General features: G+C 70.8%; 21 protein-coding genes. 7 read left to right on the forward strand and 14 right to left on the reverse strand.

Going from position 1 to position 23,723, the window contains the following annotated elements; all coding sequences use genetic code 11:
• The first annotated feature begins 240 nt into the window (after positions 1 to 240).
• Together E4099_RS10120 and E4099_RS10125 are read left to right on the forward strand one after the other, a co-directional pair.
• Entirely contained in the window at positions 241 to 1,452 is a 1,212-nt protein-coding gene (locus tag E4099_RS10120; RefSeq protein WP_135338641.1) for a pyridoxal phosphate-dependent aminotransferase, read from the forward strand.
• A 261-nt stretch (positions 1,453 to 1,713) separates the two neighbouring features.
• Positions 1,714 to 3,048, forward strand: a complete 1,335-nt coding sequence (locus E4099_RS10125) for an alpha/beta hydrolase family protein (RefSeq protein ID WP_135338642.1) — start codon at positions 1,714 to 1,716, stop codon at positions 3,046 to 3,048.
• Between the two features lie 498 nt (positions 3,049 to 3,546).
• Here E4099_RS10125 and E4099_RS10135 read toward each other — a convergent pair whose 3' ends face one another.
• Positions 3,547 to 4,077 carry a type III secretion system chaperone family protein gene (locus E4099_RS10135; protein WP_135338644.1) on the reverse strand — a complete coding sequence of 177 codons (531 nt, stop codon included), beginning with the start codon at positions 4,075 to 4,077 and terminating at the stop codon, positions 3,547 to 3,549.
• Positions 4,078 to 4,402: 325 nt separating this feature from the next.
• The gene (clpB, locus tag E4099_RS10140) at positions 4,403 to 6,997 is read right to left on the reverse strand and encodes an ATP-dependent chaperone ClpB (RefSeq protein ID WP_135338645.1); all 2,595 of its coding nucleotides are present in this window, start codon (positions 6,995 to 6,997) and stop codon (positions 4,403 to 4,405) included.
• Positions 6,998 to 7,170: 173 nt separating this feature from the next.
• Here clpB and E4099_RS10145 point away from each other — a divergent pair, with 173 nt between their 5' ends.
• Complete coding sequence (locus tag E4099_RS10145; protein ID WP_135338646.1) at positions 7,171 to 7,590, forward strand: pyridoxamine 5'-phosphate oxidase family protein; 420 nt, start codon at positions 7,171 to 7,173, stop codon at positions 7,588 to 7,590.
• Between the two features lie 21 nt (positions 7,591 to 7,611).
• Here E4099_RS10145 and E4099_RS10150 read toward each other — a convergent pair whose 3' ends face one another.
• Together E4099_RS10150 and E4099_RS10155 are read right to left on the reverse strand one after the other, a co-directional pair.
• On the reverse strand, positions 7,612 to 7,905 hold the full coding sequence (locus tag E4099_RS10150) for a hypothetical protein (protein WP_135338647.1): 294 nt from the start codon (positions 7,903 to 7,905) through the stop codon (positions 7,612 to 7,614).
• Positions 7,906 to 7,908: 3 nt separating this feature from the next.
• Entirely contained in the window at positions 7,909 to 8,268 is a 360-nt protein-coding gene (locus tag E4099_RS10155) for a cupin domain-containing protein (RefSeq protein ID WP_135338648.1), read from the reverse strand.
• Between the two features lie 199 nt (positions 8,269 to 8,467).
• Between E4099_RS10155 and E4099_RS10160 the strand changes: the two genes are divergently transcribed.
• On the forward strand, positions 8,468 to 9,040 hold the full coding sequence (locus E4099_RS10160; protein ID WP_209446575.1) for a Uma2 family endonuclease: 573 nt from the start codon (positions 8,468 to 8,470) through the stop codon (positions 9,038 to 9,040).
• Between the two features lie 14 nt (positions 9,041 to 9,054).
• Here E4099_RS10160 and E4099_RS10165 read toward each other — a convergent pair whose 3' ends face one another.
• Together E4099_RS10165 and E4099_RS10170 are read right to left on the reverse strand one after the other, a co-directional pair.
• Positions 9,055 to 9,276, reverse strand: a complete 222-nt coding sequence (locus E4099_RS10165) for a DUF397 domain-containing protein (protein WP_135338650.1) — start codon at positions 9,274 to 9,276, stop codon at positions 9,055 to 9,057.
• Entirely contained in the window at positions 9,273 to 10,079 is an 807-nt protein-coding gene (locus E4099_RS10170; RefSeq protein ID WP_342451915.1) for a helix-turn-helix domain-containing protein, read from the reverse strand. Before E4099_RS10170 ends, E4099_RS10165 begins: the two co-directional genes overlap by 4 nt.
• 208 nt (positions 10,080 to 10,287) lie before the next feature.
• Between E4099_RS10170 and E4099_RS10175 the strand changes: the two genes are divergently transcribed.
• Positions 10,288 to 10,743, forward strand: a complete 456-nt coding sequence (locus tag E4099_RS10175) for an ATP-binding protein (RefSeq protein WP_135338652.1) — start codon at positions 10,288 to 10,290, stop codon at positions 10,741 to 10,743.
• A gap of 76 nt (positions 10,744 to 10,819) precedes the next feature.
• On the opposite strand, the gene E4099_RS10180 is transcribed toward E4099_RS10175, so the two are convergent.
• From E4099_RS10180 to dnaK, 4 genes are all read right to left on the reverse strand, one after another.
• Positions 10,820 to 11,263, reverse strand: a complete 444-nt coding sequence (locus E4099_RS10180; RefSeq protein ID WP_135338653.1) for a heat shock protein transcriptional repressor HspR — start codon at positions 11,261 to 11,263, stop codon at positions 10,820 to 10,822.
• Between the two features lie 4 nt (positions 11,264 to 11,267).
• On the reverse strand, positions 11,268 to 12,437 hold the full coding sequence (dnaJ, locus tag E4099_RS10185) for a molecular chaperone DnaJ (protein ID WP_135338654.1): 1,170 nt from the start codon (positions 12,435 to 12,437) through the stop codon (positions 11,268 to 11,270).
• Positions 12,438 to 12,521: 84 nt separating this feature from the next.
• Positions 12,522 to 13,166 carry a nucleotide exchange factor GrpE gene (gene grpE / locus E4099_RS10190; protein WP_135338655.1) on the reverse strand — a complete coding sequence of 215 codons (645 nt, stop codon included), beginning with the start codon at positions 13,164 to 13,166 and terminating at the stop codon, positions 12,522 to 12,524.
• Positions 13,163 to 15,019, reverse strand: coding sequence for a molecular chaperone DnaK (gene dnaK, locus E4099_RS10195; RefSeq protein ID WP_135338656.1), 1,857 nt, complete (start codon positions 15,017 to 15,019; stop codon positions 13,163 to 13,165). The genes grpE and dnaK overlap by 4 nt, the downstream gene beginning before the upstream one ends.
• A 290-nt stretch (positions 15,020 to 15,309) precedes the next feature.
• On the opposite strand from dnaK, the gene E4099_RS10200 reads away from it, so the two are divergent.
• Entirely contained in the window at positions 15,310 to 17,574 is a 2,265-nt protein-coding gene (locus tag E4099_RS10200) for a (Fe-S)-binding protein (RefSeq protein WP_135338657.1), read from the forward strand.
• A 118-nt stretch (positions 17,575 to 17,692) separates the two neighbouring features.
• On the opposite strand, the gene E4099_RS10205 is transcribed toward E4099_RS10200, so the two are convergent.
• Positions 17,693 to 20,374 (reverse strand): SpoIIE family protein phosphatase, encoded by a 2,682-nt coding sequence (locus tag E4099_RS10205; protein ID WP_245244733.1) that lies wholly within the window; start codon positions 20,372 to 20,374, stop codon positions 17,693 to 17,695.
• 585 nt (positions 20,375 to 20,959) lie between these two features.
• Here E4099_RS10205 and E4099_RS10210 point away from each other — a divergent pair.
• Positions 20,960 to 22,069, forward strand: a complete 1,110-nt coding sequence (locus tag E4099_RS10210) for a Yip1 family protein (protein ID WP_135338659.1) — start codon at positions 20,960 to 20,962, stop codon at positions 22,067 to 22,069.
• Positions 22,070 to 22,287: 218 nt separating this feature from the next.
• Here E4099_RS10210 and E4099_RS10215 read toward each other — a convergent pair whose 3' ends face one another.
• The 3 genes from E4099_RS10215 to E4099_RS32915 form a co-directional block, all read right to left on the reverse strand.
• Positions 22,288 to 22,785 (reverse strand): phosphoribosyltransferase, encoded by a 498-nt coding sequence (locus E4099_RS10215; RefSeq protein WP_135338660.1) that lies wholly within the window; start codon positions 22,783 to 22,785, stop codon positions 22,288 to 22,290.
• 3 nt (positions 22,786 to 22,788) lie between these two features.
• On the reverse strand, positions 22,789 to 23,364 hold the full coding sequence (dcd, locus tag E4099_RS10220) for a dCTP deaminase (protein WP_135338661.1): 576 nt from the start codon (positions 23,362 to 23,364) through the stop codon (positions 22,789 to 22,791).
• A gap of 71 nt (positions 23,365 to 23,435) precedes the next feature.
• Complete coding sequence (locus E4099_RS32915; protein WP_167828335.1) at positions 23,436 to 23,600, reverse strand: hypothetical protein; 165 nt, start codon at positions 23,598 to 23,600, stop codon at positions 23,436 to 23,438.
• Positions 23,601 to 23,723 lie beyond the last annotated feature (123 nt).

Below are 23,723 nucleotides of genomic sequence, written 5' to 3' on the forward strand. Positions count from 1 at the left end.
CACCAGCTGTGCCCCCTCCGCCGCCGCGAACGCGACCCCGACGCCCCCGTGAACAACCCGATGACCACTATGACGGCCATGATCGCTATGAACGGCGCCATGTGCTCCACGCGTTCCCCCTTGACTGTCGCGCACGTCACCCGAGGCAGGTCACGCCCCGGGTGACGGTCTCCTGCCCGCGCCGATCCGGGGGCAAAGCGCAGTTGAGGAAGTCCAGAGGTTGCGCGCAGGATGTGCTGCATGGCCGCTACGGAACACCCGACGCAACGCCCGCCGCTCAATCGCCGTCTCGCCGTGTTCGGCACGACGATCTTCGCCGAGATGTCAGCGCTCGCCACCCGCACCGGAGCCATCAACCTGGGCCAGGGGTTCCCGGACACCGACGGGCCGGAGGAGATCCGGGAGGCCGCGGTGCGCGCGCTGCGCGACGGCCGCGGCAACCAGTACCCGCCCGGCCCCGGTGTCCCCGAGCTGCGCACCGCCGTCGCCGAGCACCAGCAGCGCTGGTACGGCCTCGGATACGACCCGGACTCCGAGGTGCTGGTCACCGCCGGCGCCACGGAGGCCATCGCGGCCTCGCTGCTGGCCCTGCTGGAGCCGGGCGACGAGGTCGTCGCCCTGGAGCCGTACTACGACTCGTACGCCGCCTGCATCGCCATGGCGGGCGGCACCCGGGTCCCGGTGACCCTGCGGCCCGACGCCGGCTCCGGGACGTACCACCTGGACGTGGACGAGCTACGGGCCGCCGTCACCGACCGCACCCGCCTCATCCTGCTCAACACCCCCCACAACCCCACCGGCACCGTGCTCACCCGGGACGAGCTGTCCGCCATCGCCGAACTCGCCTGCGAGCGCGACCTGCTGGTGGTCACCGACGAGGTGTACGAGCACCTGGTCTTCGGCGCCGAGCACATCCCGCTGGCCGGCTTCCCCGGCATGCGGGAGCGCACCGTCACCATCAGCTCGGCGGGCAAGACCTTCTCCTTCACCGGCTGGAAGGTCGGCTGGGTGACCGCCCCCGCGCCGCTGGTCAACGCGGTCCGGTCGGCCAAGCAGTTCCTGACCTACGTGTCCTCCGGGCCGTTCCAGTACGCGATCGCGGAGGCGCTGCGACTGCCCGACTCCTACTTCCACGCCCTGCGCACAGACCTCGAGGCCAAGCGGGACCTGCTCGCCGACGGGCTGCGGGAGGCCGGCTTCGGGGTCTTCCGGCCGGCCGGCACGTACTTCGTCACCACCGACATCCGCCCGCTGGGCGAGGACGACGGTTTCGCGTTCTGCCGGGCCCTGCCCGAGCGCTGCGGGGTGGTCGCCATCCCGAACGCGGTCTTCTACGACCACCGCGACCAGGGCGCGCCCTTCGTCCGCTTCGCCTTCTGCAAAGGCGAACAGGTCTTGGCCGAGGCCGTCTCCCGGCTGAAGTCCCTTGCCTCCCAGGGGCGCTGGTCATAACGGGCAGTCAGCGTACGTACGGGGGTTAGCCCCACCGCAAGACGGGGGCATACCCCAGCGCCATCGGGCTCGGTCACCGGGATGCTGATGGTACGGCCGCAAGGGCAGCACCGCCGTACATCGCACGGACCACGCACGCCCGCCTGGAGCAACCCGATGACCCCACACATCGCCGCCGACGACCACCACACCGCCACCCACCGAGAGTCCCGCCGGAAGTCCCGCCGGCGCTTACGGCGCCGAATGCGTCCGGACCGGCCGATGCCCCCGCGTCTGGCTGCGGTGGCCGCGCTGACCGCCACGCTGGCCCTGGGCACAGCGGCGACGGCGCTGGGACAGCCGACCGCCCGTCCCGGTACCGCCTCGACCACCACCGACGATCCGGCCCCGGCCGTCGGACCTCTCGGCGGTTCCGCCACGCGTGCCTGGGCCGCCCCGACTCTGCCCGCGCCCAGCGGGCCGCATCGGGTCGGCACCACCTCCCTGCACCTGGTCGACCGGTCCCGGCACGACCCCTGGGTGCCGAACCAGCCGTACCGGGAGCTGATGGTCAGCATCCGGTATCCGGCCCGGGACACCGGCGGCCACCCGGCGGCGCCGCTGATGCTGCCCGGTGAAGCGGCGGCCTACGACCAGCAGAACAACCTCTCCGGCGTACCCCAGGGCAAGGTCGACTGGGCTGCCATCCGCACCCATGCCCGTCAGGACGCACCGATCGACCGACGCGGCGGACGGCTGCCCGTGGTGCTCTACTCACCGGGCGCGGGCGATCCTCGGACACTGGGCAGCAGCCTGGTGGACGACCTGGCCTCCCGGGGATACGCGGTGGTCACCATCGACCACACCCATGAGGGGCCCGGAGTCGAGTTCCCCGGTGGACGCGTGGAGCGCAGCCTGATGCTGGACGAGTACCAGCGCGCCGATCAGGAGCACCGGGTCCCGGATCTCCTGCGGAAGATCACCGCGGTGCGGGTGGCCGACACCCGCTTCGTGCTGGACGAGCTCGACAGGCTGGCCGCCGGCCACAACCCGGACGCCGACCACCAGCAGCTGCCACCGGGGCTGCGGGGGGCGCTGGACACCGGGCGGACCGCGATGTTCGGCCAGTCCGCCGGCGGCTTCACCGCCGCCCACACCATGCACGACGACCCCCGTATCAAGGCCGCCGCGAACATGGACGGCGTGATGGGCTACACCCAGGACGACGGCGACCCCTCGAACCCGTCCGCGGTCGGTATAGACGGGCTGGACCGTCCACTGCTGCTGATGGGGATGGAAGGCGACGACCACCGCACGGTGGCTTCCTGGGACGCCACCTGGCGGCACAGCTCGGGCTGGCACCGGGACCTGTCCTTCGTCGGCGCGAAGCACGCGAGCTTCACCGACACCGAGGCCCTGCTGCCGCAACTGGCCGAGCGGCTCGACCTGCCGTCGCAGACCGTCGCGCGGAACATCGGCACCATCGCCCCGGACCGCGCCATCGCCGCCGAGGGGGTCTATCTGACCGCGTTCTTCGACCGCTGGCTGCTCGGCCGCGAGACCCCCCTGCTGGACGGCCCGGCACCGCAGTGGCCGGAGGTACGGCACATACCCTGACGGGCCGGCGCCGGCCCGCACCGCCGCCAGACGGGTGATCGGGGTGACGCCAACGGGTGCCCCGGGTCGCGCCCGGGCCCGCGATCAGGGATGTTCGGAGGTGCCGAGCCCTCGCCGCATTCCCGGGGGCTCGGCGTCTGGTCGCGCCCGCCGAGACGCTCAGGTGCGGACCGCCTCGGCGGCGCGACCGCCCACAACGCCCGGCCCGCGACCTTGCCCCCGCCGTCCGGGTCCACCTCCACGCCGCCCGCCTGTGGGGCCCCGCTCCGCCCGCCCGGGGCACCCGCCGCCCCGCGCCTGAGGCTCCCGACCGCTCGCCGGCACGGGCACCCGCTCCCCACCGGTACGGGCGGTGCCGGACACGGCGAGAGCCCGACCGGCGCGCCGTCCGTCACCCGGACGATGCGCCGGCCGGGCTCTCTCCGGCGTCTGCGGCACACGTCTCCTCCCCGTGGGCCCCGTCCGCTGTCGGCGGGCCCAAGGAGGAGTGCGGCTCAGTCAGTCCTCGTCGCCCGGTTCGTCGTCACCGGACTCGATGTCGGCCTCCAGGCCGAGCTGCTGGACGAGCCACCTGTCGAACTCGATCGAGGCCCGCACCCAGCTGACCGTGCTGGAGACGAAGTGCTCCAGGCTGACACCGGTGCCGATCAGCATCTGCGCCTCGCCGATAAGGCGGACGGTGCCGTCGTCGTTGGTGTGGCTGTAGACCTTCGGCCACAGGGTGCGGCGGTTCCAGTCGTCGATGACCTCCAGCAGCTGGAGCTTCTGGTCGATCTCGTGCGCCCGGTCGTAGAACGTACGTACCGAGAAGATCTGCTGATCCTCTTCGCCACGGAACATGAAGTACGTACGGAACTGCTCCCACGGCGCGGCGAGGTCACCCTCGTCGTCGACGAGGTACTTCAGCTCCATCTGCTCGAGCAGCTGCTTGACCAGGTCCTGGTCCGGGATGACCGGACCGACCGGGCCACTCGGCTCCGGCTCTGGCTGGCCCCCGAAGTTCGGAATCGAGGACGGGTCGATGCTCACCGTGGATTTCCCTTCGTACGGATGCGGCCATCCTCCCTCACACCCGCCCCGTCACCGCAACCCCTGGCGTCCGCGATCCGCTGCGGGCTGACAAGTCCCACTCTCCTGGTCCCCTGGACCTGGCCGCTAACCACTGGACAGCGCCCCGCCACCTCGGAAGCAACCTGGGCGAGCCCGTCCCCGGTGCAGGCCGGCGGTGTACGGGCCCCATCGCAGAGGAGGGACCCGGCCGCCTCGGGCCCACCCCAGGGAGCCCACCCAGGGAGCAGGCCCCGGGCGCATCAGTCCCCGCCCAGGGCCCGCACACCGCACTCCGGCGGCGCCGCTACCGCACCGCCCCGATCAGCAGCTCGTCGCCGGACCGGTCCACCCGGACCGTGTCGCCGTCCCGGACCTCCCCGGCCAGGATCTCCCTGGCCAGCCGGTCGCCGATCGCGGTCTGCACCAGGCGGCGCAGCGGCCGGGCACCGTACGCCGGGTCGTTGCCCTCCTCGGCCAGCCAGTCCAGCGCGGCCGGGGTGACGTCCAGGGCCAGCCGCCGCTCGGCCAGCCGCCCGGCCAACCGCGCGATCTGCAGCTCGGCGATGCGCGCCAGCTCGCTTCGGGTCAGCGAGGAGAAGACCACCAGGTCGTCCAGCCGGTTGAGGAACTCCGGCTTGAAGGACGCCCGGACGACCTCAAGCACCTGCTGCTTCTTCTCCTCCTCGCTGGTCAGCGGCTCGACCAGGTACTGGCTGCCCAGGTTGGAGGTGAGGACCAGGATGGTGTTCCGGAAGTCGACGGTGCGGCCCTGTCCGTCGGTGAGCCTGCCGTCGTCCAGGACCTGGAGCAGGATGTCGAAGACCTCGGGGTGGGCCTTCTCCACCTCGTCCAGCAGCACCACGCTGTACGGGCGGCGGCGCACCGCCTCGGTCAGCTGGCCGCCCTCCTCGTAGCCGACGTAGCCAGGCGGGGCGCCCACCAGCCGGGCGACGCTGTGCTTCTCGCCGTACTCGCTCATGTCGATGCGGACCATCGCCCGCTCGTCGTCGAAGAGGAAGTCCGCCAGCGCCTTGGCCAGCTCGGTCTTGCCCACTCCGGTGGGGCCCAGGAAGAGGAAGGAGCCGGTGGGCCGGTCCGGGTCGGCGATCCCGGCCCGGGTGCGGCGCACCGCGTCGGAGACCGCCCGGACCGCCTCGATCTGCCCGATCAGCCGCTTGCCCAGCTCGTCCTCCATGCGCAGCAGCTTCTGGGTCTCGCCCTCCAGCAGCCGGCCGGCCGGGATACCGGTCCAGGAGGAGACCACGTCGGCCACGTCGTCCGGGCCGACCTCCTCCTTCACCATGGTCGGCTTGGCGGTCTCCATGGCCTCCGCCTCGGCCTCGGTGGCCTCCGCCAGCTCCCGCTCCAGCGCCGGGATCTCGCCGTACAGCAGCTTGGAGGCGGTGTCGAAGTCGCCGTCCCGCTGGGCGCGCTCGGCCTGGCCGTGCAGCCCGTCCAGCTTCTCCTTCAGCTCGCCGACTCGGTTGAGGCCCTGCTTCTCCTTCTCCCAGCGGGCGGTGAGGCCGCGCAGCTCCTCCTCCTTGTCGGCGAGGTCGCGGCGGAGCTTCTCCAGCCGCTCCTTGCTGGCCTCGTCGGACTCGTTGCCCAGGGCCATCTCCTCCATCCGCAGCCGGTCCACGGCCCGCTGGAGTTCGTCGATCTCCACCGGTGAGGAGTCGATCTCCATCCGCAGCCGGGAGGCCGCCTCGTCGACCAGGTCGATGGCCTTGTCGGGCAGGAAGCGGGAGGTGATGTACCGGTCGGAGAGGGTGGCCGCGGCGACCAGCGCGCCGTCCGCGATCTGCACCTTGTGGTGCGCCTCGTAGCGGCCCTTGAGTCCGCGCAGGATGGCGACGGTGTCGGCCACGGTCGGCTCGGCGACCATCACCTGCTGGAACCGCCGCTCCAGCGCCGCGTCCTTCTCGATCCGCTCGCGGTACTCGTCCAGGGTGGTGGCGCCGACCATCCGCAGCTCGCCGCGGGCCAGCATCGGCTTGAGCATGTTCCCCGCGTCCATCGCGGAGTCGCCGCCGGCACCGGCGCCCACCACGGTGTGCAGCTCGTCGATGAAGGTGATGACCTGGCCGTCACTGGACTTGATCTCCGCCAGTACGGTCTTCAGCCGCTCCTCGAACTCGCCGCGGTACTTCGCGCCCGCGACCATCGCCCCCAGGTCCAGTGCCACCAGCCGCTTGTTCCGCAGCGACTCGGGCACATCGCCCTTGACGATGCGCTGCGCCAGCCCCTCGACCACGGCGGTCTTGCCGACCCCGGGCTCGCCGATCAGCACCGGGTTGTTCTTGGTGCGCCGGGAGAGCACCTGCACCACCCGGCGGATCTCCTGGTCGCGGCCGATCACCGGGTCGAGCTTGCCGTCCCGGGCGGCGGCGGTCAGGTCGGTGCCGAACTTCTCCAGCGCCTTGTAGGTGCCCTCCGGGTCCTGGTTGCTCACCCGCTGGGTGCCGCGCCGCCGCTGGAAGGCGTCGGCCAGCTTCTTCGCCGTGGCGCCCTGCTGCTCCAGCAGCTGCCCGGCCTGGCCGCCACGGGCCGCGACGCCGATCAGCAGGTGCTCGGTGGACACATAGGCGTCGCCCAGCTTCAGGGCGCGCTCCTCGGCGTCGGCGAGCACCGCCTGCAGCTCCCGGTCGGGCCGCGGCGGCGCCACGGTGGAGCCCTGCACGCTGGGCAGCCCGCCCAGCAGCCGCTCCGTGCCGCCGCGCACCGCCGCCGCGTCCGCCTCCACGGCGGCCAGCAGGTCCATCAGGTTCTCGTTGTCCTGCCCCTGGAGCAGCGCGAGCAGCAGATGGGCGGCGGTCAGATCCACATGCCCGGCGGTGACCGCCCGCTGATGGGCGCTGCTCAGCGCCTCCTGGCTCTTGTTGGTCAGCTCGGCGTCCACGACTGGCCGCTCCTCCTCGCGCTCGCGTCCACCGGCCGACGCCCCCGTGGGCGCGGCCGACCGATCCTCGTAGGCCTCGGTAACCTGCTCGGCACAACCGCCGATAAGTTGAGTCTATTCCACTCAAGGCTGGATGGGGAGGCTCCGCGACGGCGGGGAGTAGCCTCTTCGCCATGGCGATCGACCCGCTCCACCCCGACCCCGCGTACCTCAGCTTCTGGCGGGAGCGCCATGTCTGCACCCTCACCACGCTGCGGCCCGACGGCACCCCCCATGTGGTCCCGGTGGGTGCCACGTACGATCCGGAGTCCGGGCTCGCCCGGGTGATCAGCAACAAGGCCAGCCGCAAGGTCGCCCACATCCAGGCCGCGGGCCAAGGCGGCGCCCCGGTCGCCCTCGCCCAGCACGCCGACCGGCGCTGGGCCACGCTGGAGGGCCGCGCGGTGATCCGTACCGAGGCGGCCCTCGTCGAGGACGCGGTACGCCGCTACGCGGAGCGCTACCAGCGCATGCCCTCCCCCAACCCGGACCGGGTCCTGATCGAGATCACCCTGACCCGGGCGCTGGGCCGCGTCACCGCCCCGCGCGCCTGACCCTTCCGCGAAGGCCCCCGGTCACGGCTCCTCGTCGAGCACTTCCAGCCCGATGAACCGCGGCTCGCCGTCACACAGCGCCCAGAGCCTCTCGGCGACGCGCTCCGTCTCCGGCAGCGCCTTGCTGACCATCGCCTGCTCGTACGAGGGGAACTCCAGGATGTCCACGTAGTGGTTCGGCCGCTCCCGGTCCCGGGTGTGGTACTCGCGCAGCACGGTGCGCCGCCCCTCGGTGGCCATCATCCACTCGTCGAACAGCCGCGACATCTCCTCTTCCCTGGCCGTCTCGTACTCGATGACCTGCACGAACCTCATGGCCTAGCTCTCTTTCGCGTACTCCTTGGCCATGCCGCCGGCGAAGTCGTACAGCACCACCGGTTCGTCGCCGACCACCCAGGCGTCGTGTCCGGGCGACAGCACGAACACATCACCCGGGCCCAGCTCGCGCTCGGCGCCGTCATCCATACGGATGCGCATCCGGCCGGAGACCACGTAACCGTTGTGGTGGACCTGGCAGCTGTCGGTGCCCGCGATCGGCCGCACGGACTCCGACCACCGCCAACCGGGCTCGAAGGTGCCGACCGCGAACTCCAGCCCGCTCATGTGCAGGACGTCGAGGTGCCCCTTGGGGAAGTCGCGCCGCTCGTCCGGCTCCCCGGTCGTCTTGACTTCCAACATGGCGATGCCTCCCTGCCTCTCGCCGTACCTCCATGGTGCGCCCGCCAGCCCCAGCGAGCCTGGCGAGCCGGCCCCACCAACCGTCCGTGGCGAGGGGCACACCCACCCCTCAGAGTGAACCTCTCCGGAAAACCAGACGGCCGCGCCGCCACCGAGCGACGCTGGACCCCACGCACCAGGGGGGGGCAGCATGACAGCCATGGCACACGAGCCAGATCCCACGCAGGAAGAGCTTCTCCTGGAGAGCTTCCTGGCTCTTGAGACCCCCGAGGGCTTCAAGGCCGAGCTCATCGAGGGGGAGATCATCGTGTCACCGGCGCCGGACGGCGATCACCAGGACGCCATCGACCTGATCGTCGTACAGGTCTACGGACGCTCCCGGGTCCCCATGCAGCAGTCCGGCAACACCGGCCTGATCCTGCCCCGGGGCGGCCTCTGCCCGAAGAACCACGCCATCCCGGACATCACCTTCGCCCCGCGCGAGCTGCGCCTCTTCCGGGGTGCGCCAGCCTGGATGCCCTGCACCGGGGTGGCCATGGTGGCCGAGGTGACCAGCACCCGCCCCCAGGGCGACCGCGTCGCCAAGCGGCACTGCTACGCCCGCGGCGGGATCCCGCTCCACCTCCTGGTGGACCGGGAGGAAGGCATGGTCACCCTGCTCAGTGAGCCCGTCGCCGCGGACTACACCGAGGTCCACGCGGCCGCCTTCGGCAAGCCCATCGCCCTACCGGAGCCGTTCGGGTTCGAGCTGGAGACGGCGGACTTCGCCTGACCCCCACGCCGAACTCAGCGTTCCCCGTCCAACCGGTCGAACCGGTCGACCTTCGCGGCCCGCACGAAGCGGAGGAGGACGGGCCGGGTGATGGCGAGCGTTATGCCGGGGTCATCGCTCTCGCGGAGGCGTATGACTCCGTCGGCGGCACGGAGTTCGACGCACAAGTTGCCCTCTCCGTTGCCACTGAAGGACGACCGCCTCCAGCCGGTTCGGCCGTTCGTCTCAGTTGTCATAGCTCTCGCCCCATTCGCTGGATGGCGTCTCGTGACTGTTCGATGGACAGAGCCAGGCGCTCAACGAGGGCCCACCGAACGCGGTAGCGGGCGAGGTCGGCCTCGCTGTCCAAGAAGACGCTGCCGTGGACTTGATCGATGTGTGCTGTGTCCAGTTGGGGAACCGGACCCTCGGCGTAGAGCATCGAGTCCCCCATCCCGGCGAATCCCTCCACGGCGAACGGCACCACACGCACGGTGATACCGGGCTCCTCCGCTCTCTCCAGGATGTACGTGAGCTGGTCCCGCGCAATCCTTCGGTCGCCGACGATCATGCGCAATGCGGCCTCGTGGATGACCGCCGTGTACTCGGGACCCGACGGCTTGCCGAGCACGTCGCGCCGACGCATGCGGAAGTCGACCAATGAGTCGAGGTGATCCGGCTTCGCACCCGCGTAGGTGAACAGCGCGCGCATGTATGCCTCGGTCTGAAGCAGCCCAGGGATGTGCACGACCTGGAATTCGCGGAGGCTGTGCGCGTGGTGCTCCAATTCAGCGCCATCCAGGAGGGCGGGCACGAGCACACCTCGGCAGCTCTCCCACCAGCCCCGCTTCTGGCGCCCCGTCATCGCGGCCAGCGCATCGACCAACGCTGTGTCCATTACGCCGTAATGGGCCGCCAAGGCCCGCACACGCTCCCCGCTCACGGCTTGGCGACCGGCCTCAAGGTGCGACAGGTCGCTCTGCTTCATGCCCACCGCGCGAGCCGCCTCGCCGGCGGCGATACCCGCACGCTCGCGCAGCTTCCGCAGCTCGGCACCCAACCGCTCCTGCCGGGCCGTGGGGTTACTCCTACGAGGCATGAACTCCGCTCCCTCCAGAGGGACCTCGGCGCCACTGTGCCATGACCCGACCCGATCGGGCGAACAATCCAAGAACGCGTTGCAAGGGCCCATAAATGGGTCCTACGTTGATTGTGGCGCCGCTCACACCAAGGGCGGCACGACTCAAACGCGCCCGCAGGAGGCCCGTATGTCTGCCACCGAACAGGACGTCTCCCCCTTCGAATACACCCTCCACGTCCCGCACGACCTCCGGGCCGTGCGCGTCGCCAGAGCCTCGCTGCGCAGCGTGCTCGTGGCGCATGAACTGCCCGAACTCATCGACCGGGCGCAGCTCCTGGCCAGCGAGTTACTGACGAACGCGCTCGTGCACTCCAAGGGCGAGGCGGATCTGCGGGTCACCTGGTCCGACGAGCAGCGGCTGCGCCTGATGGTGTGGGACCGCAGCCCCGCGCCGCTGGTGATCCGGGATCCGGACGCGGAGGACGCGGAGGACGCGGACGGGGAGAGCGGGCGCGGGCTGCATCTGCTCACCGCGCTCGCCGACACCTGGAGCACCTTCCCCCTCAAGGGCGAACTCTGGGGCGCGGCAGCCAAGATCGTGTGGTGCGAGATCGGCCGTACGCCCCGCCCGCCCTGGGGATGACGCACCGCACGCCCCCGGAAACACGTCACGGGCCCGTCATCCCGAGGATGACGGGCCCGTTGGACGACGGACGTCGCTACTCCGGCCGCTTGGGCCGCCACACCACCAGGGCGCTGGTCTGCCGGACCTGGTCGTAGGGGACCAGGTCGCGCCGGTAGGAGGCGTGCACCTGGGCCTCGCGCTGCTGCATGGCCACCGCCGCGCCCTCCACCGCCTGCTGGAGCTCGGCCACCCGCGCCTGGAGCGCGGCGACCTGGTTCTCCAGCTCGATGATCCGCTTGATGCCGGCGAGGTTGATGCCCTCGTCCTGCGACAGCTGCTGCACCTGGCGGAGCAGCTCGATGTCGCGGGCCGAGTAGCGGCGGCCCCGGCCGGCGGTGCGGTCCGGGGAGACCAGGCCCAGGCGGTCGTACTGCCGCAGCGTCTGGGGGTGGAGACCGGAGAGCTGTGCCGCCACCGAGATGACGTACACCGGAGACTCGTCGGTCAGTTCGTACGGGTTGCGACGGCGGCCGTCCATGGACTCAAGCTCCCTCCGCGGCCTGGAACAGGTCCGCCCGCGGGTCATGACCCGCGGTTGCCTGGCGATAGGTCTCCAGCGCCTCGCGGGCCGAGTCGCTGAGCTCCCGGGGAACGGCGATCTCCACGGTGACCAGCAGGTCGCCATGGGTGCCGTCCTTGCGCACCGCACCCTTGCCGCGGGCGCGCATGGTGCGGCCGTTGGGGGTACCGGCGGGCAGCTTCAGGGTGACCGGGGAGCCGCCCAGGGTCGGTACCTTCACCTCGCCGCCGAGCGCCGCCTCGGTGAACGAGACCGGCACCGTGACGGTGAGGTTGTCGCCCTTGCGCCCGAAGACCGGGTGCTCCTCCACATGGACGACCACATAGAGGTCACCGGCCGGACCGCCGGTCTCGCCCGGCGCGCCCTTGCCGCGCAGCCGGATCCGCTGGCCGTCGCTGACCCCTGCCGGGATGCGGACCTGCATGGTGCGCGCGGAGCGGGCGCGCCCGCTGCCCTTGCACACCTCGCAGGGGTTCTCGGCGATCAGTCCGCGACCGCGGCAGTCGGCGCAGGGGTCGGTGAGCGAGAAGCCGCCGCCCGCACCCCGGCTGACCTGCCCGGTGCCGACGCAGGTCGGGCACACCCGAGGGGTGCCGTTCTTGTCGCCGGTGCCCGAGCACGCCTTGCACGGCGCCTGGCTGGACATCCGCAGCGGGACCGTGGCCCCCTCGACGGCCTCGGTGAAGCTCAGTGTCACCTCGGACTCGATGTCCTGCCCGCGGCGCGGCTGCGCGCGGCCGCCGCCCCGGTTGAACAGCCCGCCGAAGACGTCGCCCAGACCGCCGCCGCCGAAGCCGCCCCCGCCCTGGGCGCCTCCGAAGAGGTCGCCCAGGTCGAAGTTGAAGCCGCCGGGGCCCCCGGCGCCGCCCGGCCCGGGGCGGAAGCCCCCGTTGCCGAACAGCGCGCGGGCCTCGTCGTACTCCTTGCGCCGCTTGGAGTCGGACAGGATGTCGTTGGCCTCGGAGATCTCCTTGAAGCGCTCCTCGGCCCCGGCGTCGGACTTGTTGGCGTCCGGGTGGAACTCGCGGGCGAGCTTCCGGTAAGCCTTCTTGATCTCCGCCTCGGTGGCATCCTTGGGGACGCCGAGGACCTTGTACAGGTCCTTCTCCAGCACATCCCTGCTCAGGCTCATCGACGCCCCTCCTCTCCCTGCTTCACCGAAAGACGCGTAGCGCCTATACCCGGTTCACCGGCTGTACCGGCCTGTGCTGTCACCTCAGCCCTCTTCCGGGCCACCGCTCTCCTCGTCGGACGACGCCTCGTCCGACTTGCCCTGCGCGCCCGGCTGGGGCTCGGCGACCGCGACCCGCGCCGGGCGGATCGTACGCTCGCCGATCCGATACCCCGGCTGCAGGATCTGCACGCACGTGGTCTCGGTGACGTCCGGCGCGTAGCTGTGCATCAGCGCCTCGTGCACCAGCGGGTCGAAGGGCTCGCCCTCCTTGCCGAACTGCTGCAGCCCCATCTTGGCGGCGACCGTCTCCAGCGACTCGGCGACCGACTTGAAGCCGCCCACCAGCTCGCTGTGCTCCCGGGCGCGGCCGATGTCGTCCAGCACCGGAAGCAGCTCGGTCAGCAGGTTCGCGACCGCGACCTCCTTGACCGCGATCCGGTCCCGCTCCACCCGGCGGCGGTAGTTCTGGTACTCCGCCTGGAGGCGCTGGAGGTCCGCGGTGCGCTCGCTGAGCGCGGTGCGCACCTGGTCCAGCTGGGCCTGGAGACCTGCGTTGCGCAGCTCCTCGTCGCCCGCGGGCGCCGGGCCGGCCTTGTCGGCCGGCGCGGCGTCCTCGGACTTCTTCTTGCCTTCGGCTTCGGAGGAAACGTCGGGCTGCTCCTCGAAGCCCGGGGTCTCCTCCGTCACGCGGCACCACCCTTACCGCCGGCGGCCTTGTCGTCGTCGATGATCTCGGCGTCGACCACGTCGTCCTCGGCCTTCGGGGCGGCACCGTCCGGACCGGCGGCACCAGCAGCACCGGCGGCCTGGGCGTCGGCGTAGAGCGCCTGGCCCAGCTTCTGGCTCACCGCGGCGACCTTCTCGGTCGCGGTGCGGATCTCGGCGGTGTCCTCGCCCTTGAGCTTCTCCTTGAGCTCGCCGACCGCGGTCTCCACCTCGGTCTTGACCTCGGCCGGGACCTTCTCCTCGTTGTCCTTGAGGAACTTCTCGGTCTGGTAGACGAGCTGCTCGGCCTGGTTGCGGGCCTCGGCGGCCTCGCGGCGGCGGTGGTCCTCCTCCGCGTACTGCTCGGCCTCCTGGCGCATCCGGTTGACCTCGTCCTTCGGCAGCGAGGAGCCGCCGGTGACGGTCATCTTCTGCTCCTTGCCGGTGCCCAGGTCCTTCGCGGCCACGTGCATGATGCCGTTGGCGTCGATGTCGAAGGTGACCTCGATCTGCGGGACACCGCGCGGGGCCGGCGGCAGGCCGGTCAGCTCGAACATGCCGAGCTTCTTGTTGTACGCGGCGATCTCGCGCTCGCCCTGGTAGACCTGGATCTGCACGGACGGCTGGTTGTCCTCGGCCGTGGTGAAGATCTCCGAGCGCTTGGTCGGGATGGTCGTGTTGCGCTCGATCAGCTTGGTCATGATGCCGCCCTTGGTCTCGATGCCCAGGGACAGCGGGGTGACGTCGAGCAGCAGGACGTCCTTGACCTCGCCCTTGAGGACGCCGGCCTGGAGCGAGGCGCCGATGGCGACGACCTCGTCCGGGTTCACACCCTTGTTGGCCTCCTTGCCGCCGGTGAGCTCCTTGACGAGCTCGGAGACGGCCGGCATGCGGGTGGAGCCACCGACCAGCACCACGTGGTCGATCTCGGACAGGGCGATGCCCGCGTCCTTGATCACGTTGTGGAACGGGGTCTTGCAGCGCTCCAGCAGGTCGGCGGTGAGCTGCTGGAACTGGGCGCGGGTGAGCTTCTCGTCCAGGTGCAGCGGGCCCTCGGCGGAGGCCGTGATGTAGGGCAGGTTGATCGAGGTCTCGGTGGACGAGGACAGCTCGATCTTGGCCTTCTCGGCGGCCTCGCGGAGGCGCTGGAGGGCCATCTTGTCCTTGGAGAGGTCCACGCCGTGGTTGTTGGCGAACTGCTTGACCAGGTAGTCGACGACGCGCTGGTCCCAGTCGTCACCACCGAGGTGGTTGTCGCCGTTGGTGGCCTTGACCTCGACCACGCCGTCGCCGATCTCCAGCAGCGAGACGTCGAAGGTACCGCCACCGAGGTCGAAGACCAGGATGGTCTGGTCGTCCTTCTCCAGCCCGTAGGCGAGGGCGGCGGCAGTAGGCTCGTTGACGATACGCAGGACGTTGAGACCCGCGATCTCGCCGGCCTCCTTGGTGGCCTGGCGCTCGGAGTCGTTGAAGTACGCCGGGACGGTGATGACCGCGTCGGTGACCTTCTCGCCCAGGTAGGCCTCGGCATCCCGCTTCAGCTTCTGCAGGATGAAGGCGCTCATCTGCTGGGGGTTGAAGTCCTTGCCGTCCAGCCCGATCTTCCAGTCGGTGCCCATGTGGCGCTTGACCGAGCGAATGGTCCGGTCCACGTTGGTCACGGCCTGGCGCTTGGCGACCTCGCCGACGAGCACCTCGCCGTTCTTGGCGAAGGCGACAACGGACGGCGTGGTCCTGGCGCCCTCGGCGTTGGTGATGACGGTGGGCTCACCGCCTTCGAGAACACTGACGACGGAGTTCGTCGTACCCAGGTCGATGCCGACCGCACGAGCCATTTCGGAGTCCTCCAGCTACATCATTGAGTGGAACAGACTCAAGACTGCATGATCCAGATTTGCCTGTCAACCAAGGTGAGTCGACCCGGCTCAACTTTTATATCGGCCTTATGTTCAGCCAGGACACGACATGCGAGGGAGAGGGGAGGCAGGGCACCCTGAGCGACACAGATCACCGACAGGTCTTCTCCATAGCCTCCGAAAAGCTCGGTAATCTCGGAGAGACCAGATAAGTTACTGCTTAGTAATCATTAGTAATCTCCCGCTCTCGCAGGAACGAGGAGCCCCCAATGCAACTCGCCGCGATCATCGTGTCGCTGGTCCTCATCGCGGTCGGCGTCGCGCTGTTCGGCCGCGCCATCCTGCAGATCTACCGCTTCATGCGGATGGGTCAGCCGGTGCCCGCCGGCACCAGGACGGACGAGCCCGTACAGCGCACCCTCACCGTGGCCAAGGAGTTCCTCGGCCACACCCGGATGAACCGCTGGGGCGTCGTCGGCGTGGCCCACTGGTTCGTCGCGCTGGGCTTCTTCACCCTGCTGCTGACGATCGTCAACGCCATCGGCCAGCTCTTCCAGTCCGACTGGCTGCTGCCGATCCTCGGCGGCTGGCTGCCGTGGGAGATGTTCGTCGAGTTCATGGGCACGATGACGGGCGTGGGCATCCTGGTGCTCATCGTCATCCGCCAGCTGAACCGGCCGGGCGGCGCGGGCCGCAAGTCCCGGTTCGCCGGCTCCAACACCGGCCAGGCGTACTTCGTCGAGACCGTCATCCTGATCGTCGGCATCTCGATCGTGACCCTGCACGCCCTGGAGGGCGCCCAGCACGGCGTGGACAGCTACGAGCCGGAGTTCTTCCTCTCGTACCCGCTGGTGGCGCTCTTCAAGGGGATGAGCACCGGCACGCTGCAGAACCTCACCTACCTGTTCGCCGCGATCAAGATCTCGACCTCCTTCATCTGGATGATCACGGTCTCGCTCAAGACCGACATGGGTGTGGCCTGGCACCGCTTCCTGGGCTTCCCCAACATCTGGTTCAAGCGCAAGGCCGACGGCGACACGGCCCTGGGCGCGCTGCTGCCGATGACCTCCGGCGGCAAGCCGATCGACTTCGAGGACCCGGGCGAGGACGACCAGTTCGGCGTCTCGCAGATCGAGCACTTCTCCTGGAAGGGCCTGCTCGACTTCTCCACCTGCACCGAGTGCGGCCGCTGCCAGTCGCAGTGCCCCGCCTGGAACACCGGCAAGCCGCTGTCCCCCAAGCTGCTGATCATGGCGCTGCGCGACCACGCCCACGCCAAGGCCCCGTACCTGCTGGCCGGCGGCGGCAAGGACGCCGAGGGCGAGGAGAAGGCCACCGCCGAGCAGCTCAAGGACGTGCCGGCGAGCGCCCTCGCGGAGGCCGAGCGCCCGCTGATCGGCACCCTGGAGGAGAACGGCGTCATCGACCCGGACGTGCTGTGGTCCTGCACCACCTGCGGCGCCTGCGTCGAGCAGTGCCCGGTGGACATCGAGCACGTCGACCACATCGTGGACATGCGCCGCTACCAGGTGATGATCGAGTCCAGCTTCCCCAGCGAGGCGGGCACGATGCTCAAGAACCTGGAGAAGAAGGGCAACCCCTGGGGCCTGGCCAAGAAGCAGCGCCTCGCGTGGACCAAGGAGGTCGACTTCGAGGTCCCGGTCGTCGGCAAGGACATCGAGGACCTCACCGAGGTCGACTACCTGTACTGGGTCGGCTGCGCCGGCGCCCTGGAGGACCGCGCCAAGAAGACCACCAAGGCCTTCGCGGAGCTGCTCCACATCGCGGGCGTCAAGTTCGCGATCATGGGCGGCGACGAGGCGTGCACCGGTGACTCGGCCCGCCGCCTGGGCAACGAGTTCCTCTTCCAGCAGCTCGGACAGCAGAACGTCGAGATGCTGAACATGGCCTTCGGCGAGGACGCCGAGGAGGGCGTCACCGTCCCCAAGGCCAAGAAGAAGATCGTCGCGACCTGCCCGCACTGCTTCAACACGATCGCCAACGAGTACCCGCAGCTGGGCGGCGAGTACGAGGTCATCCACCACACCCAGCTGCTCCAGCACCTCATCGACGAGGGCCGGCTGATCCCGGTCACCCCGGTCGAGGGTCTGATCACGTACCACGACCCCTGCTACCTGGGCCGCCACAACAAGGTCTACACGCCGCCGCGCGAGATCATCGCCAAGGTGCCGGGCCTGCGGAACGAGGAGATGCACCGCCACAAGGAGCGCGGCTTCTGCTGCGGCGCCGGCGGCGCCCGGATGTGGATGGAGGAGCGGATCGGCAAGCGCATCAACAACGAGCGCGTGGACGAGGCGCTGTCCATCAACCCGGACATCGTCTCCACCGCCTGCCCGTTCTGCCTGGTGATGCTCACCGACTCGATCAACGGCAAGAAGAACGACGGCAAGGCCAAGGAGTCGCTCCAGGTCGTGGACGTCTCCCAGCTGCTGCTGGACTCGGTGAAGACGCCGATCGAGCCGGAGGGCGACGGAGCTGCGGCGGACGCGCCGGAGCCGGAGCCGGCCAAGTAGCCGACGGCGGCGCCCCGAACCAAGGAGCCGGCGGACTGGATCTCTCCAGCCCGCCGGCTCCCGCCGTTCCCGGCCGCGGACCCCTACCGCTCCTCCGCCGAACGCGGCCCCGGCCGCCCTACGGCTTCCGCTCCGGCAGCGGCTGCTCGGTCCAGATCACCTTGCCCTCCGGGGTGTACCGGGTGCCCCAGCGCTCGGCGAACTGCGAGACCAGGAAGAGCCCGCGCCCGCCCTCGTCGGTGGTGGCCGCGTACCGCAGATGCGGCGCGGTGCTGCCGGTGTCGGCCACCTCGCAGATCAGCGTGCGGTCGCAGAGCAGCCGCACCCGGATCGGCCCGGCGGCATGCCGGATCGCGTTGGTGACCAGCTCGCTGAGGATCAGCTCGGTGCTGAACGCCGCCTCCGCCAGCCCCCAGGCCGTCAGCTGCCGGGCCACCGCCCCCCGCACCGCGGCCACCTCGGACGGCTCGGCGGGCAGCTGCCACTCGGCGATGCGTTCCGCCGGAAGCACCCGGGTACGGGCCACGATCAGCGCCACATCGTCGCCCTGCGGCTCCTGGAGCAGGTCCTCCAGCACCGCCTGGCAGGTCTGCTCCGGGGTGCGGCCGGGCACCGACAGCGAGGCGCGCAGCAGCTCCAGCCCGGCGTCGATGTCCCGGTCCCGCTTCTCGATCAGGCCGTCGGTGTACAGCACCACACTGCTGCCCTCGGGCAGATCGAACTCGGCGGTCTCGAACGGCAGCCCGCCCAGCCCCAGCGGCGGCCCGCTGGGCAGGTCCACGAACTCCACCGTCCCGTCCCGGTGCGCCAGCGCGGGCGGCGGGTGCCCGGCCCGGGCCATGGTGCAGCGCCGGGACACCGGGTCGTAGATCGCGTACAGGCAGGTGGCCCCGGTGATCGCCTTGCCGCCCGGCTCGTCCTCCTCGTCCTCCTGGTCGATCCGCGCGATCAGCTCGTCCAGATGGGTCAGCAGCTCGTCCGGGGGCAGGTCCAGGGCGGAGAAGTTGTGCACCGCGGTGCGCAGCCGGCCCATGGTCGCCGCCGCGTGCAGCCCGTGGCCCACCACGTCGCCGACCACCAGGGCCACCCGCGCCCCGGGCAGCGGGATCACATCGAACCAGTCACCGCCCACCCCGGACTGGGCGGGCAGGTAGCGGTAGGCGACGTCCAGCGCGTTCTGCTCGGGCAGCACCCGGGGCAGCAGGCTGCGCTGCAGGGTCACCGCCATGGTGTGCTCGCGGGTGTAGCGGCGGGCGTTGTCGATGCTCACCGCGGCCCGCGCCACCAGCTCCTCGGCCAGCGACAGGTCGTCGTCCTCGAAGGGCTGCGGCCTGGACTCGCGCCAGAAGGTGGCCATGCCCAGCACCACCCCGCGGGCCCGCAGCGGCACGGTGATCATCGAGTGGATACCGCACTCCACGATCCGCCGGGCCCGCTCCGGATCCTGCGCCTGCCACCCGCGGAACGCCCCCAGCTCGGCCTCGACGGCCGCCTTCCCGGAGGCGTACGCGACCGCCTGCGGGGTGGTCGGCCCGATGTGGACCAGCGAGCCCAGGGGGTACAGCGGGGCGTCCGGGCGGATGCCGCTGAGCGCGGTGCGCCGCAGCCCCGCCAGCCCGATCGGCTCCTCGCCGTTCAGCACCTCGTCGGACAGGTCGACCGTGACGTAGTCGGCGAACAGCGGAACCGCGTACTCCGCCAGCTCCTCGGCGGTACGCGCCACATCCAGCCCGGTGCCGATCCGCAGGCTCGCGTCGTACAGCAGCTTCAGCCGCCTGCGGGCCGACTCCACCTTGCCGGTCAGCGTGTGCAGCTCGGTGGTGTCGCGCAGGGTGGCCACCGAGCCGGGCGGGCCGCCGTCCCGGTCGGTGGGCCGGTGGCTCAGCGACAGCAGCCGCTCACCGGCCACGTGCACCTCGTCGGTGGCGGTGCGTCCGGAGACCAGCAGGGAGGCGGCGCGCGGGTTCAGCCCCAGCTCGGCGACGCGCATCCCCTCGGCGTCCGGCGGCAGGTCGAGCAGCCGCCGCGCCTCGTCGTTGGCCAGCACCAGGCGCCGCTCGCCATCCATGATCAGCACGCCCTCGCGCACCGAGTGCAGGACCGCGTCATGGTGCTCGTACATGCGGGTGATCTCGACCGGATCCAGCCCATGGGTCTGCCGCCGCAGCCGTCGGCTGACCAGCGCGGTGCCGCCGGTGGCCAGCAGCAGGGCGGCGATCGCGGCCCCGAGCAGCAGCGGAAGCTGCCGGTCCACCACCCCGCTGACCTTGTCGACGGTGATCCCGGCGGACACCAGACCGACCACCTCGCCGTGGATGTCGGTGACCGGGACGACCGCGCGCACCGACGGACCCAGGGTGCCGGTGTAGGTCTCCACCACCTGGTCGCCACGGAGCGCGGGCTCGGTGGTCCCCATGAAGTGGCGGCCGATGCGGCTCGTGTCGGGGTGGGTGTAGCGGATCCCCTGGGGCGTCATCACCACCAGGAAGTCCACCCCGGACGCCTTGCGCGCCTCCTCGGCGCGCGGTTGCAGCAGCGCGGTCGGATCCGGACTGCGCAGCGCCTCCACCACCCCGGGGGAGTGTGCGAAGGTCACCGCGACGGCGAGCGAGCGGTGCCGGGCCTCCTGGTCGCTGTCGTGGCGGGACTGGAGCAGCAGGGCCGCCACCGCGCCGAGCACGATCAGCAGCACCACGGCCACCTGGAGCACGAAGACCTGACCGGCGACGGTCCGCGCCCCGCGCCCCGCGCGCCGACGGGGCGCGGACTCCTCGATCAGCGGCGGGCGCTCGGGCTCCACCGCGCTCTCCGGGAGGCACTCGGTGCCCCGGGCCCCCGCCGGCCCCGCCGTTTCCGATGCGTATGTCGCGGGCGCCTCGGCGGGGTGATCGGCCGGCGCCCGCTCGCGTCCCTCCAGCATCCGACTACGCCGTGGTCCGCACCCGTCGCTCCGCATACGTACATCGCCCCATGCCGACCAGCTCGAACATCTCTGTCCCCCGTTCCGCTGCGCAGATCTGGCCCCCTGATCTTGGCCGCCAAGTGGCGTGCATCACAACAGGGTTGACCACTCCCGCACCTGTCTGTCCCGGCTTGTGGAAGAGGGAACGTACCGCAAAACCCTTGAGGTTCCGGCGCACCGCACCGGATCGCGGAGGGCCGCCGTCCGGCGGCGGGCGGCCCGGGCGTCGGGAACACCGCCCAGGCCACGCCCCCGAAGTGCGCCGGGCGGACGCCCCGTTGGCGGGCCGGCGGCGCCATCCGGCCCACCCCCCAGGGTCCCCCTAAGGGATGTCACAGCTCGGCCGCAATGCCCGTCCTGTTCCCCCGGCCGGGCATAGCGGCCCCCGCGACCAGGTACGTTCCCTTTGTGGCTGGATTCAGGATGGGACGCGGACAGGACCCCGGCGCCGGACGGGGACCACAGGGCCAGCCGGGGCACCACCCCGGGCAGCAGGCGGGGCAGCCGCCGTACGGACAGGCCCCGTACGGCAGGCCGCAGACGCCTCCGGCGCCGTACGGTCAGCAGGCTCCCCCGCCGTACGGCCGGCCGACCCAACACGGCGGGCCCGGCGGACAGCCGCAGCCGAACCGTTACGGCAGGCCCGGACCGCAGCCCGGCCCGCAGCCCGCGCCCCAGGGCCACCCCGGCGCGGGAGGGTACCGCCAGCCGAACGTCCAGTGGCCGCAGGCCTCACCGCACGGTTCGCCGCACGGTTCGCCGCACGCCTCTTCGCACGGCGAACCGGAGTACTTCGACGGCGCCCAGCCCCCGCACGGCCGCCCCGGGCCGACCGGCGGCCACCCGGGCTATCCGAGTGGTGACTCGGGCTCCACCCAGCAGTTCAGCCTGGGCGAGGCACCGGACTACGACTCGTACGGCGGCGAGCCCGGCTCTTATGGCGACGACCAGGTGGGCGCCTACCGCGCCGGTCAGCCCGCGCCCCCGGCCGGTCCCCGGCTGCCCTGGAAGCAGCTGCTGAGCGGCATCGTGCTGCGGCCCTCGGCGACCTTCTGGCAGATGCGCGACCACACCATGTGGGGCGCGGCGCTCACCGTCACCTTCGTCTACGGCCTGCTCGCCGTCTTCGGACTGGACCAGGCCCGCGAGGACGTGCTCAACGCCTCGCTGTCCAACAGCATCCCGTGGATCATCTGCACCGCTGTCGCGGTGGTGGCCAGCGGTCTGGTGCTGGGCGCGGTCACCCACACCCTGGCCCGCCAGCTGGGCGGCGACGGCCTCTGGGCGCCCACCATCGGCCTCTCGCTGCTGATCATGTCGATCTCGGACGCGCCGCGGCTGGTCGTCGCCATGTTCCTGGGCGGCGACAACGGCCTGGTCACGGTGCTGGGCTGGGCGACCTGGCTGGGCGCCGGCGCGCTGTTCACCTCCATGGTCGGCAAGTCGCACGACCTGCCCTGGCCCCGGGCGCTGGCGGCCTCCGCGCTCCAGCTGGCCGCCCTGCTCTTCCTGCTCAAGCTCGGCAACTTCTGAGTCGCGGGGCGACTCCCGTACGACGAGGGCCCCGGCCGTTCGGACACCGACGATGTCCGAACGACCGGGGCCTCACCCGTATCCACGGTGCCGCCTCGGCGGGGGCGGCCGGGGTCTCGCTCAGGAAGTTCGGCCGGGGGCGCACTCGGCCCCGTCTGGCCGGAGCCCCGCCCAGGCGGTCCGGCCGGGGGCCTTGCACACGCTCTGTCCGGCCTGACTCAGGCGTCGAGGACCTGGCCCTCGCGCCGCACTACCGGGGGCGCCACGCTCCACGGGAAGTTGATCCAGTCATCGGTGCGCTTCCACACGTACTCGCACTTCACCAGCGAGTGCGACTTCTCGTAGATCACCGCGCTGCGGACCTCGGCCACCGTGCCCAGGCAGAAGTCGTGCACCAGCTTCAGGGTCTTGCCGGTGTCCGCGACATCGTCCGCGATCAGCACCTTCTTGTCCGAGAAGTCGATCACGTTCGGGACGGGTGCCAGCATGACCGGCATCTCCAGGGTCTCGCCGACGCCGGTGTAGAACTCCACGTTCACCAGGTGGATGTTCTTGCAGTCCAGCGCGTACGCCAGACCGCCGGCGACGAAGACCCCGCCGCGGGCGATCGACAGCACTATGTCCGGCTCGTAGCCATCGTCGGCGATCGTCTGCGCCAGCTCGCGGACGGCGGTCCCGAACCGCTCGTAGGTCAGGTTCTCCCGCTCGGCACTCATATGTCAGACCTGCGTCCTGTGGAAGTTCAGATACGAACGCGAGGGCGTCGGCCCACGCTGCCCCTGGTAGCGGGAGCCGTAGCGCGCCGAACCGTAGGGGTGCTCGGCGGGCGAGGTCAGCCGGAACATACACAGCTGCCCGATCTTCATGCCCGGCCACAGCTTGATCGGCAGAGTCGCGACATTCGACAGCTCGAGGGTCACGTGCCCGGAGAAGCCCGGGTCGATGAAGCCCGCCGTCGAGTGCGTCAGCAGCCCCAGCCGCCCCAGGCTCGACTTGCCCTCCAGCCGGGAGGCGATGTCGTCGGGCAGGGTGATCACCTCGTAGGTGGAGGCGAGCACGAACTCCCCGGGGTGCAGGATGAAGGCCTCATCCCCCTCCGGCTCCACCAGGCGAGTGAGATCGGCCTGCTCGACCGCCGGGTCGATGTGCGGGTACCGGTGGTTCTCGAACACCCGGAAGAACCGGTCGAGCCGGACATCCACGCTCGACGGCTGCACCATTCCGGGGTCGTACGGATCGATCCGAACCCGACCGGCATCGATCTCGGCCCGGATGTCCTTGTCTGAGAGAAGCACGGGACGAGGATACGCAAACACCGCGGAGGCCGCGGGCCCGGCCCAACCGGACCGGGCCCGTCACCACACCGCTACCGCTTCTGCCGCACCACCGGAACCGCGTGCCGCAACCGCGCACAGCGCGGGCAGCGCAGCAGTCGCCCGGGGCCGATCCGATCGGCACCGAGGTTCTGCATCGGGAACGAGGTGATACTGAAGACGTGCCCTTCGGCACAACGGACGATGGTGCGCTCCATCGAGTCCCTTCCCCGAGAACGTGAAAGACAAAAGCCACATTAGGGGATGAACGGGCCGCCTCTCCACGCGGCACTCCGCGCCCCCACGGTACGCCCCAACTCCCGCCCGCCGCAGCCGCATCC

It is taken from the genome of Streptomyces palmae (assembly GCF_004684805.1).
In the GTDB taxonomy this organism is placed as follows: Bacteria; Actinomycetota; Actinomycetes; order Streptomycetales; family Streptomycetaceae; genus Streptomyces; species Streptomyces palmae.

What these genes read in the sequence shown, in the direction of transcription:
- E4099_RS10120 (WP_135338641.1), top strand. Translation starts at nt 241, where the DNA reads ATGGCCGCTACGGAACACCCGACGCAACGCCCGCCGCTCAATCGCCGT.
- E4099_RS10125 (WP_135338642.1), top strand. Translation starts at nt 1,714, where the DNA reads ATGCCCCCGCGTCTGGCTGCGGTGGCCGCGCTGACCGCCACGCTGGCC.
- E4099_RS10145 (WP_135338646.1), top strand. Translation starts at nt 7,171, where the DNA reads ATGGCGATCGACCCGCTCCACCCCGACCCCGCGTACCTCAGCTTCTGG.
- E4099_RS10150 (WP_135338647.1), bottom strand. Translation starts at nt 7,905, where the DNA reads ATGAGGTTCGTGCAGGTCATCGAGTACGAGACGGCCAGGGAAGAGGAG.
- E4099_RS10155 (WP_135338648.1), bottom strand. Translation starts at nt 8,268, where the DNA reads ATGTTGGAAGTCAAGACGACCGGGGAGCCGGACGAGCGGCGCGACTTC.
- E4099_RS10160 (WP_209446575.1), top strand. Translation starts at nt 8,468, where the DNA reads ATGGCACACGAGCCAGATCCCACGCAGGAAGAGCTTCTCCTGGAGAGC.
- E4099_RS10165 (WP_135338650.1), bottom strand. Translation starts at nt 9,276, where the DNA reads ATGACAACTGAGACGAACGGCCGAACCGGCTGGAGGCGGTCGTCCTTC.
- E4099_RS10175 (WP_135338652.1), top strand. Translation starts at nt 10,288, where the DNA reads ATGTCTGCCACCGAACAGGACGTCTCCCCCTTCGAATACACCCTCCAC.
- E4099_RS10180 (WP_135338653.1), bottom strand. Translation starts at nt 11,263, where the DNA reads ATGGACGGCCGCCGTCGCAACCCGTACGAACTGACCGACGAGTCTCCG.
- dnaJ (WP_135338654.1), bottom strand. Translation starts at nt 12,437, where the DNA reads ATGAGCCTGAGCAGGGATGTGCTGGAGAAGGACCTGTACAAGGTCCTC.
- dnaK (WP_135338656.1), bottom strand. Translation starts at nt 15,019, where the DNA reads ATGGCTCGTGCGGTCGGCATCGACCTGGGTACGACGAACTCCGTCGTC.
- E4099_RS10200 (WP_135338657.1), top strand. Translation starts at nt 15,310, where the DNA reads ATGCAACTCGCCGCGATCATCGTGTCGCTGGTCCTCATCGCGGTCGGC.
- E4099_RS10210 (WP_135338659.1), top strand. Translation starts at nt 20,960, where the DNA reads ATGGGACGCGGACAGGACCCCGGCGCCGGACGGGGACCACAGGGCCAG.
- E4099_RS10215 (WP_135338660.1), bottom strand. Translation starts at nt 22,785, where the DNA reads ATGAGTGCCGAGCGGGAGAACCTGACCTACGAGCGGTTCGGGACCGCC.
- E4099_RS32915 (WP_167828335.1), bottom strand. Translation starts at nt 23,600, where the DNA reads ATGGAGCGCACCATCGTCCGTTGTGCCGAAGGGCACGTCTTCAGTATC.